8 protein-coding genes and 1 pseudogene are annotated in these 10,594 nt (G+C 39.4%); 1 reads left to right on the top strand and 8 read right to left on the bottom strand.

The features are described 5' to 3' along the window. A pseudogene (locus tag GO009_RS17025) lies at positions 1 to 347 on the top strand (type IV secretory system conjugative DNA transfer family protein); the annotation flags it as partial. 11 nt (positions 348 to 358) lie between these two features. Here the strand turns inward: GO009_RS17025 and GO009_RS17020 are convergent. The 8 genes from GO009_RS17020 to GO009_RS16985 all read right to left on the bottom strand — a co-directional run. Further along, on the bottom strand, positions 359 to 562 hold the full coding sequence (locus tag GO009_RS17020; RefSeq protein WP_163627920.1) for a hypothetical protein: 204 nt from the start codon (positions 560 to 562) through the stop codon (positions 359 to 361). Positions 563 to 705: 143 nt separating this feature from the next. Next, complete coding sequence (locus GO009_RS17015; protein WP_163627919.1) at positions 706 to 2,280, bottom strand: T9SS type A sorting domain-containing protein; 1,575 nt, start codon at positions 2,278 to 2,280, stop codon at positions 706 to 708. Positions 2,281 to 2,305: 25 nt separating this feature from the next. Beyond that, positions 2,306 to 2,707, bottom strand: a complete 402-nt coding sequence (locus tag GO009_RS17010) for a hypothetical protein (RefSeq protein WP_163627918.1) — start codon at positions 2,705 to 2,707, stop codon at positions 2,306 to 2,308. 519 nt (positions 2,708 to 3,226) lie between these two features. Next, positions 3,227 to 4,123 (bottom strand): CorA family divalent cation transporter, encoded by an 897-nt coding sequence (locus GO009_RS17005; protein ID WP_163627917.1) that lies wholly within the window; start codon positions 4,121 to 4,123, stop codon positions 3,227 to 3,229. 557 nt (positions 4,124 to 4,680) lie between these two features. Continuing rightward, complete coding sequence (locus tag GO009_RS17000) at positions 4,681 to 5,157, bottom strand: DUF1905 domain-containing protein (RefSeq protein WP_163627916.1); 477 nt, start codon at positions 5,155 to 5,157, stop codon at positions 4,681 to 4,683. A gap of 246 nt (positions 5,158 to 5,403) precedes the next feature. Further along, positions 5,404 to 6,111 carry a VIT family protein gene (locus tag GO009_RS16995; protein ID WP_163627915.1) on the bottom strand — a complete coding sequence of 236 codons (708 nt, stop codon included), beginning with the start codon at positions 6,109 to 6,111 and terminating at the stop codon, positions 5,404 to 5,406. 417 nt (positions 6,112 to 6,528) lie between these two features. Further along, the gene (locus GO009_RS16990) at positions 6,529 to 9,363 is read right to left on the bottom strand and encodes a type I restriction endonuclease subunit R (RefSeq protein ID WP_163627914.1); all 2,835 of its coding nucleotides are present in this window, start codon (positions 9,361 to 9,363) and stop codon (positions 6,529 to 6,531) included. Continuing rightward, a partial coding sequence (locus GO009_RS16985) for a hypothetical protein (RefSeq protein WP_163627913.1) occupies positions 9,364 to 10,594 on the bottom strand: 1,231 nt, incomplete at its 5' end.

The raw sequence follows: 10,594 nt of genomic DNA, 5'->3' as shown, positions 1-10,594 counted from the left end.
GGAAGGTGAACGACCCGGATACGGCAAGGTATTATGAGCGCTTCTTTGAACTGGTCAAAATGCCCACCCGGAGTGTGAGCAAAAGCTCGGGGCTGAGTCTGGAACGACGCATCACGGAAGGGGAAAAGGAGGTGTCCAAGCGCAGGGCGGAGGTGTTCTTCCGCTTGAAGCAGGGGGAGTTTGTGGTCTTTGCGGACGGGAAGGACCGAAAGGTACAGTTCCGAAGGCCCGAAATTCCAAAAGGCTTGCCCAAGCCCCTTGAAATCAAGGAGGGGGATTTGGAGCGGCATTATTTGAAGGTGCACCGGGAAGTCAGGTCGATATTTGATAACCAAGGAGGAAAGTAAACCTTGATTGGTCAATTCCTCTTGATACGATCAAGAATGAAATCTGCCCTTTTGCCAACGGGTGCTTTGGGTACCTCCACAAGTCCATAATCATATCCTCGATTGGTCTGAATCATTTTATTATAAGTGAACACCGCCTCGTTCCAATCCTGTGTCCGCTCGGCATCGGTATGGTAAGTATGGTAAATATCCCTCCAAGGGGGTAAGATGAACACATGGGTATGATACTACCAGTTTTCGGCATAGGTTTTTTTCCTGATCAATTAGAATGCCTTCTAGGACAGCGTAGAAAAGGGCATCCAAAAATCCACGGTCAAAAAAATGCAATTTGGTTACTGTTAAAGTCATAGGAATGGTATCACTCTATAATCACAGTGTGGATTTCATCCACTTTCTTTCCAACAACCCTTAAGAAATAGATTCCCTTTGACAATGCTGATACGTCCATTTTCATTTCTTGTACAGGTCCATTGTAGATGATTTCCTTAACAGCGTTTCCTGAAAAGTCCAACAATGTCAGTACAACATCCTGAATCTGGGGCATTGTTTCCAAACTTAATAAATTAATATTGCCTATTTGATTCTCTTGAGCCATAGAGACGCTTATTTCTGAAAAAGCAGGGTTCGGATAAACGGCCATTCGATGGCCACCGCTACAGTCTTCATAATAATAAGCATAATCAGAGCCGCAGTTAGAGGTTACCCCCATTTGGGAGGATCCACCTTCACATTCATATCTATAGCTAAAATAACGAGAAGTCGTTGTGCTTATCAGTTGGGAATTGATATACCATTTAAACGGGCTGGATCCGCCAGAAACATAGCCACTTACATAAATTGCGGCACCCTCTCCCTCAACGCTGGTAACAGACAAGTCCAGATTCTGTGAATTTAGGTTTACATTTTGGGTAATGACCATACCGTCCCCACATGCTCCGGGATTTGATATTGTCGCCCTTATCCAACCCGTGGATCCAGTTCCAGTCCTTGAGAAAGTACAAGGGTTTGATCCTTGGGATGAAATTCTGGTAATGTTGCTACTAGAGTCCCAGTTTATTGTAGCACCTGGTGGGAGGCCAATAATAGAATACGACCCGGAGGAACATAAATTCTCTAGGCCACTCATTTGAAAAGTGTTGACAAAGTTTTGTAAAATTGAATTGGAAATAAGGGCTTGTCTCATCCGTACCCCTTGACTACTTGTAAAATGATCCCTACAATGATGACGGGAATACGACATTATATTGTGCGTTAAGGGAGTATATCCACCCCCACCAGTATAAATACATGCAGCAGTAACGTTACCTGTACCGAGTTGTGGGTCTGCCGGGGTATCACAAACCAAATCACCAGCCGTCCCACAATTATCACCGTTAATATTTTCAGTACCAAAATATGTTTCGTGTGTATGATACAGATCAAGACAGTGGCCAACTTCATGGGGTGAAGTAGTAGATAATGCACTATTATTGATTACAGTTAGATTATTGGAAGGTATATATGCTAATCCAGCAATGGCTTGGCCATTAATTTCATAAAGGGTCTCAACAATATAATAGTTGAGTGCATTCGGGTTGTTATCAGTTGACATCAGATTATCCAGTTCATTTTTGTCATCGATATTGACATAGTTACTGTTGTTAATGAAATTTGTGCCAATACTGTTAAAAAATATATTATGGTCGTTAAAAGCATCGTTCAATTCGTCTATGACAGCATTTCTGTTTACAGCAACAAATGCATTTGTGCCATTGGATTCCTTAATAACATGGAATTGGACATCAATACAGTAATTTGTCACCTTTTGCTTTGATGTTTCAGTAGACGGATAGGTATTTTTAACTGTAGGTGTCTCAGTTCCGCATGTTTGGGAATTTGCACTACAATAGCATAGACAAATTAAAATAAACAGTGTTTGATAATTTTTTTTCATGTTTTAGTTTATCATTGGTTGGTAGTTAGATTTTTTTGAAAATGTCATAACAACCTTCATCACAGGTGCTTGGGATGCTTGTTAAAATCAAATTATTTTCCTCAAATTTGAATAGAAAACGAATTGGCTCGTCATGACAAGGCCTATTAATGGTTAAGGTGTCTTTCTCTATAGAAAACATGCCATCGCAATTGGGTACGAAACTGTCTTTGATAACACCATCTTCTGTAAATATTAAGGTTTTACCGTTATCAATGGAATCAATCCCATCTCCATCGAACCTTTGAAAGAGGAGCCATTGACCAGTTAATTCATTTTCTTGATTTTTTTTACCATCGTCGTCATTGCAGGATTGGAAAGTAAATACCATTGCCAACCCCATAAAAAAGCTCATTACCAAAATCTTCATTGTATTGTTGTTTTTCATAATTCTAAATTTATTGAGTTCTTTATCATCAATTGTAAAGGAAGTATTATCATAAGATTAATCTTACATTTTTTACCTCCATTTGTCAAAGATGTATTTTTTTGGGATCGGTTACCACTTAGAATATCAGCACAATGTTATTTTCAGTAATCAAAAAGTGCATATGTCTTCATACAAGAATTGACAGGCCAGTTACCGAAATAGAGATTGCGACAACGTTTTTAGAACGGAAAGAAGGTTGGAGTTGGAGGACGAACTTCTATGCCGCCATGCGGGCGGACTCAGCATCAATTTTTTTGAGAGATATCGCAGAAAAACCAGAAACAACCTAAATGAAAGTGTGTGGGATGATTAACAATAGCTTTCTTAACCAAGCTCTATTTTTGGGTGAATTGGAGGTAAATTCTTTAAAACAAAAAAGTGCCCTAATCCACGGAAGTTATAAGCTTAAATAAAAGATTTATAATAGGGCCTCTAGTGATACCATAGCCTGTTTTTTGCCAAAAAAAGGTATTCGGGCTAAAGGAAACGCTTTCGTTTGAACCAAAGGAATACGATCAGGCAGATAAGGATCATAAATCCCAAAGTATAGAAATAACCATTTTGCCAGCGGAGCTCAGGCATAACATCAAAGTTCATCCCATATATCCCGGCAACGAAGGTAAGGGGAAGGAAAAAAGCTGAAAAGATGGTGAGCACCTTCATGACATCGTTGCTTTTCTGTGCGGTGACGGACAGGTAGGAGGCCAGAAGCCCGTTGGTGTCCTCCACGGCCTCATCATAGAGCAGGTATTGGGCGGTAAGACTGTCCTTGATGTCCTGTAACTGGGGGTCATGGCCTTCACCGACCTTTAGGGCATCGATCACAGAGCGGATGAGTACGGTCAGTTTTTTGCCGATCCGGGCCTTTGCCTTAAAAAAATAAAGTTGCTCCAGTGTTAGATTGTCCCCTTTTTTTGTAAAGATGAGATTTTCAATATCATCGATCTTGCTGGACAGGTTTTCCAATGGCTCCTGAAAACTGTCGACCATTTTATCAATGATGTACAAAATGAGTGCGTCCATGTGCCCCATGTCGGGTAAATTGCTGTCAAGAAAAGCATATTCCGCCCTATGTATGGTTATCAAACGCCCTTTGGTCACAAAAAAGGCGATCTTATTGGAAAAATCGTTGATGGAGGTAGGTTTGTCGACCTCTTGCGTACATGCCCTCAATATCATGAAATAGCCATCTTCCATCTGTTCCATTTTTGGAAGGTGCCCGGCCTGGAGACTGTCCTTTACCAAAATGGGGTTCAGGCCATGGGTGGCCGCTATCCCTTGGGCCTCTTCGTTGGATGGGTTTTGTATATCGATCCATGTGAAATCCTGATATCTTTTTTCCCTGATAGTGGCAGTGTATTGTTCGCTGTTCATTGGCTTTTATCAAATTAATGGGGAATTGCAATTTAGGAATACGATTTTATAATCTGGCCAAAATCAGCATTCCTTCTCCCAAGCTAGTTGCCATGCACGGTTTTCAATCGTTGGGTTTGGGTCATACGGTCGGCCAATGGCGGTTAATAAGGGACAGTCCTTCAACCTAAAAGAATGGCACATCGGTATAGGGCCACCATTTTTATCAACTCCTTCCAAGTCGTGAGTAAATTTCACTTTATATCTTTAAAATCTTATTGGTCAATTCCGAAATGACAAGTAGGAACATATTTCCAACCATTTTTTACATACAATATCTTTTAATCTATCAGGCCTGACGGACATTGTGGGTCTACAGATTCATATCCTTCCATAATCAGGATTTTCGCCCCTAATTGTGTAGCTTGGACAATTTAACTTTTCCAATTAATCAAGTGTAAATCTGTAGTAATTTAGTTTTTATGTTGTCTATTTGTCGTAATAAGGCACAACACCCTGCTAGACGCAGTAACGTTCTGGCTGTTAAGGCAATTTGGTTTAGCTGTTAGCAATAGTGTTTATTCAGTTTCATACATTTTATTCCCAAGTTTTTCAATTATGTCCACTATCTTTTCAGCTTTTTGATTGTCAGTCGAAACATCATTAATTTCCTTAAAAAGTTCTTCACGTTGGTTTTTACTTAAATCTTCAAAAAGACTAATTACTTGAGCATCCCTAAAGCATTCTAAAATTTCCGTGTTATCCTTTTTATTAGTTTGATTTTCAAGATGTAAAGTTACAATAACTGTGTCGCCACCTTTTTTGTTTATTGCGTTTCTTATTTCAGAATTCACTGATATCTTCTTATCAGAATTTTTTACTGGTCCTAAGTTTTTATTTTTAATTTCATAATCGTCTATCGTCCCCGAAACTTTTAAATCGCCCCATTTACCTTTTATATTTCTTGTATTTGGTATAATCAATTGATATGTCCAAGCTCCATTCCCGGGAATATATTGCAGAGTCAACTTTTCATTTTCAATGATGTAATTCATTCGTTTACATTTAGGATTATTTTTCCTTCAATTTTGGCGTTTTCTACTTGTCTATGAGCTTCAACAGCATCCTCCAATCTCATAATTTTTCCAAATGACCGCTTTGAATTTTAGAGAGCCGACATTTTCATTAAGCGAATAATTTAGGGCTTCTCTTGGATTGCTTTCCGCTTCAGAATCCACCAAAAAATATGGGTTAATGATTTATCGTTACATGCGGATATACTGTCCCCATATTTATAAATTTTAGACGCTTACCCCAAAGAGATAACCCACGAATGCAGAAAGTCCCATAGCGATTGTGCCCCAAATGGTAATCCTGACCATTCCCTTCAACATATTTGAACCACCGGTTTTTGCGGCCGTTGCTCCCAAAATGATCAAGAAAATAGTTGTAAATCCATATAACCAATATTCCATTCCTTTAATTGGGGCAAAAAGAACGACTAGAAGAGGTAACATGCCCCCAACAGTAAATGCAGCACCTGACGCCAACGCGGCCTGAATCGGGTTGGCTTTACTGATCTCATTGATGCCCAATTCGTCCCGTATGTGCGTTCCCAGGGCATCGGCCGCAGTTAGTTCTTGGGCAACTTGCAGCGCTGTTTCCTTTTTCAGCCCTCTTTTTTCATAGATCTGGGCCAATATGTTCAACTCTTCTTCCGGCATTTCGACCAGTTCTTTTTTTTCTCTTTCAATATCTGCCTTTTCAATGTCGGTCTGTGAGCTTACAGATACATATTCTCCTGCTGCCATGGATGCCGCTCCTGCCACAAGGCCTGCCACCGTTGCTAAAATAACAGGGTCATTGGCCGAACTCGCCGTTGCAACGCCGATTGCGAGACTGGAAATGGAAATTATGCCATCATTGGCCCCCAAAACGGCCGCCCTTAACCAATTGCTCCTGTGGATGTAATGACTATCAAGGTAATTGTCGAGTGTTAAATTTTTCATTTCTTGCCTTGTTTTGGTTGCCATTGGGCCTAAGTTTAACTAAACTTTTTCGTGAACCATCAAATAAGCTTGGCATTAATGTTGTCCTTTAATGCGAGGTATGATGTCATTAATTTTCCATAAGGAATTGGGGGTAATCCAGCAACAATGTAAGAAATTTATAGAAAACCTATTAAGAATCAAATAGGGATTTAATAAAAGGAATGCTGGTACATATTATAAACAAGTTGGAATTGCAGAAAAAGCGGGTTCATTGCCACACCACGCTGTCTTTATCAGCCGTCTGTGCCCCCATCACCCGCAAGGTGCTGGCCCATTCTTGACCGCGGTGTGGCAACTATATGGTAAATTTACGAAAAAGGGTTGGAGGCAACTTTATTACAGGCGATGATAGAGGACTTTCTTACTCTGAACTGTCTATCCCATCCCATCAATAAAAGTTTCCACAAAGTCTTTTATCTTACCCAATATCCTGTCGGATGAGGTGGCTCTCTCCCTAAGGCTGGGTCTTTCGTTCATAACGGCAATAATCGAATCTCGTAAGGGTTCTTTTTCCGTGAACAGGTAATTGCTGACCAAATCAACCAACTTCTGGTAATCCAAGTTTTCTTCTTTGGCCAATTGAAGTATGGCTTTTTTCTTCTCTACCGTCCAAAAGGATTCAAATTCATTGGCCACCAGTTCGGAGTCGGTTATCAACGGTAGATTTTCCGTTATAAATCTTTCAATCAATTCTTTTTTGCTTCTTAATTGAGATTCTGAGGACAATATATCTGAAATCGCTTTGCGCTGTTCTTCTTGCTCCTTTGGTTCTGAATCGTGAAGTTTGGCCAGTAAGGTTAATATATAGGTAACATTTATTTCATCCCTTCGGATCAGTTCCAATTCAAAATCTATATCGTTTAGAATAGATACTTTCTCCTTCTGGGTTTCCGATTTTATGGTGTCATATAAATCCAAGTACTTGCTCTTGTAGTTCTCAAAGGTTTGTTCGTCAATTCCCAAATCCTCAAAACTAAATTCGGTGAATGTTCCAAGTACATTTTTTACGCGCATCAATTCCCTAAAGGCCTTTACAAATTCCAGTTCTTCTGCTTCAGAAGCCAAATCGTTCACACTATCAAAGGTTGGTGCAATGGCCTTTACACGCCCAACGGCTTCATCAAACTTTTCAATGTAATCATCATAGGGTTGCACTATGATCTCTTCAATGGCTTCTTTATTGGAAAACAGGGTTATGGCCTCGTCAGTGGGTTCTTTAAGGTTTCTAAAGGCCACAACATTTCCCTGGGATTTCACCTCATCCAATATTCTATTGGTACGGGAATAGGCCTGTATCAAGCCATGGTACTTTAAGTTTTTGTCCACGTAAATGGTGTTTAGCAACTTACTATCAAAACCTGTCAAGAACATATTGACCACCAACAAAACATCTACTTGTCTGTTCTTAACTCGTTTTCCAATATCCTTGTAATAGGAATAAAATTCATTGGTGGAATAATTGGTTTTGAACATCCCGTTATAGTCAGCCATAAACGCTTCCAATTTATCCCTTGTATGTTTTGTATCGTACCTTGATGGGGGCTCGGCCGCAAAATCATCATAATCCTCATCGGGGATAAAGCCCTGTGCGTCCTCATCCAATTGGTTGGCTTGGTAGGAGAATATCGTAGCTACTTTTAAATCGTGTTCGCCTGCTTCTTTCTTAGCTTGGAACAGCTCGTAGTACTTTATTAGCGTCTTTACATTCTGAACGCAAAAAATGGCCGTGTAACGTCGATTATGGGTTTTACGGTTATGATTGTTGATTATAAAATCAACATTGTTCTCCAATCGCTCAGGAGTCTCCAAAACCTCTGCGGTATTGATGTCCTCCACTTTTATATCAACAACATCATCTTTAGGTTTTACAGTGTTCATATATTCGATAGAGAACTTTAAAACGTTCCTGTCCCGTATGGCATCGGTGATGACGTATTTATGCAAACACTCTTCAAACAGATCCTTGGTGGTTCGTCTGCCCAGCTTATTTTTTACTGAATTATCGGCAAAAATTGGAGTGCCCGTAAAACCGAACATTTGGGCATTGCTAAAGTAGGTTTTAATGGCGTTATGGGTATCCCCAAACTGGCTGCGGTGGCATTCATCAAAAATAAATACGATACGCTCGTTTTTGAGCTTGTCCACTTTGGCCATGTGCTTTGGCTTGGAAATGGCCGTATTCAGTTTTTGTATGGTCGTAACAATCAGTTTCGTATCATCGGAGAGCTGCTTCACCAATGTGCCTGTATTGTTCGTGGCATCAATACTGCCCTCACTAAAGCTATTGAACTCTTTGATGGTCTGATAGTCCAAATCCTTACGATCGACCACAAAGACCACCTTGAGCACATCCTCTAAATTGGTAAGGATTTGAGCCGCTTTAAATGAGGTCAATGTTTTGCCCGATCCTGTGGTATGCCATATATAACCAAACTTATTGCTGTTTTTGACACGCTCCACAATCGCCTCTGTCGCATAGTACTGATATGGTCGCAACACCATTAAGGTGTTGGCCGTGTTCAACACAATGTATTTGGTGATCATCTTGGAGAGGTGGCATGGCTCCAAAAATGCTTTGGCAAACTCACTTAATTGCGTAATGATGTTGTTCTCCCTATCCGCCCAAAAGAAGGTTTGTTTAAAGGAACGTGCTTTTACAGGGTTGTTGGCAAAATACTTTGTGTTTACCCCATTACTGATGACAAAGAGCTGCACGAATTGGAACAAACCACTTCCAGAACCAAACGAATGCCGCTCATAACGGTTGATTTGATTGAAGGCCTCTTTCATTTCCAAGCCCCGCTTTTTAAGCTCTATTTGCACCAATGGCAGACCGTTTATGAGTATGGTAACATCATAACGGTTTTTGTAAGAACCTTCCATGGTGATTTGGTGGGTGACCTGATACTGGTTTTTGCACCAATGCACTTGGTTGATCAACTCCACATAACCCGTTTCTCCGTTATCTTTTGTATAAGTGATACGGTCACGAAGGGTTTTGGCCTTTTCAAAAATGTTGCCCTTGGAGAGTTGGTTGCGTATTTGCCTAAATTCTGCTTCCGAATAGGTGGTCCGGTTATGTTTCTCCAACTGACTCTTTAAGTTGGCGAGCAACTCAACCTCATCTTTTATACTGACTTTTGTATAGCCTAAGTCCTGTAGCTGTTCAACAAGGTTTTCCTCTAAAATGTATTCGGGTTGGGTGGTCATTTATTTAACGAATTTACCGAAATTATATCCAACGCTTATTCCAACAAAATGAGATGCACTTACTTCTCTCCATTGCAATTCAAAATTTACCGTTGGCTTGTTGTCCTTATCTTTTAAACTAAAAGGAATACCCAGTTTCCAATTTTTATAATCTTTTAAACTTGATTGAATTGACTCTATGGATGCACTTAAACCCATTGAATTATTAAACAACAACAATACACCTTCCATTTTAACAGCAGTTGCCCACGCATCATCATAGTCTCCCAAAAATACAGAATCAGAATCTCCCTCCACAACAGTTGTAATATTGTCTTTTACAATATTTTGAAAAGTCGCAGCAGTCTGATTACTAACCTTAAAATTGTTGGTCTTAAACAAGCCACTTTCAATAGTAAGCTTTGATGACCAATCTTTACCCCATCCATTAGTGTTTTTGGCAAATAAATAGTTAAATGTACCCGAAAAATTGTAGTCTCTGAAATTCCGCTTATCAATTACCAAACTATCCAAACTATGTTTTATAATTCGTTCCGTTAAGGGTAAATAAGCATCAATCGAAAACCAAGATAAATGGGAAGTTTTAATCAACTTCTCACTTTCTATATATTTAAGTTCTTCATCTATTATAGACTCATAGAATTCAAAATATTTTTTAACTATCTGCTTTTCTTCAGATTCCTTAATGATTAATTCGTTATCCCTATTATCAAAGTCTTTAAGAGTAACATCTTTGTTTAAAGCCACTGAATTGTATTTTTTCAGTGATTTTGCAACTTCTTTTTTTACATAGTTTTGTCTTATGTAGTCTATTTTTTCTACCTCCCCAGAAGAAATTTTGCCGTTAAAAACATAAGTATACTTTAGACCTAAACCGATATTACTATTAAACTCATATTCATTCGTTGTACTATTTTTTGAATATAAATTTGAAAATCCGTTACTTAAATTTGATTTCAGATAAGCCGTGAATAAATTTCCTACCTTTTGTATAGGTCTCAATAATTTAACCGCTTTTCTTTTCTCTTTATTTGCCAGAAAATTGTCCAACCTAAATGATTTCCCAATGGTTAAGGTCTTTTCTTGGAAACGCCGGACATAGTATACCACCCTCGCCGGGTTAAAGTGACCATAGCTGGCCGGACGAAAGTGACCCACCCCCGCCGGGCCAAAGTGACCCACCTTTAGATTAGATCTATCTGTAAAAAGTCTAAGTGCTTTTTTTGTTAAA

The sequence above is a fragment of the Allomuricauda sp. TY007 genome, from assembly GCF_010468565.1.
GTDB lineage: Bacteria > Bacteroidota > Bacteroidia > Flavobacteriales > Flavobacteriaceae > Flagellimonas.
Note: the sequence above shows the minus strand (reverse complement) of the source record. Positions and strands in the feature narration are given on the sequence as shown.

Excerpts from the sequence above, each read along its gene's own strand:
- GO009_RS17010 (WP_163627918.1), bottom strand. The coding sequence starts at position 2,707 with ATGAAAAACAACAATACAATGAAGATTTTGGTAATGAGCTTTTTTATG.
- GO009_RS16990 (WP_163627914.1), bottom strand. The coding sequence starts at position 9,363 with ATGACCACCCAACCCGAATACATTTTAGAGGAAAACCTTGTTGAACAG.
- GO009_RS17005 (WP_163627917.1), bottom strand. The coding sequence starts at position 4,123 with ATGAACAGCGAACAATACACTGCCACTATCAGGGAAAAAAGATATCAG.
- GO009_RS16995 (WP_163627915.1), bottom strand. The coding sequence starts at position 6,111 with ATGAAAAATTTAACACTCGACAATTACCTTGATAGTCATTACATCCAC.
- GO009_RS17015 (WP_163627919.1), bottom strand. The coding sequence starts at position 2,280 with ATGAAAAAAAATTATCAAACACTGTTTATTTTAATTTGTCTATGCTAT.
- GO009_RS17000 (WP_163627916.1), bottom strand. The coding sequence starts at position 5,157 with ATGAATTACATCATTGAAAATGAAAAGTTGACTCTGCAATATATTCCC.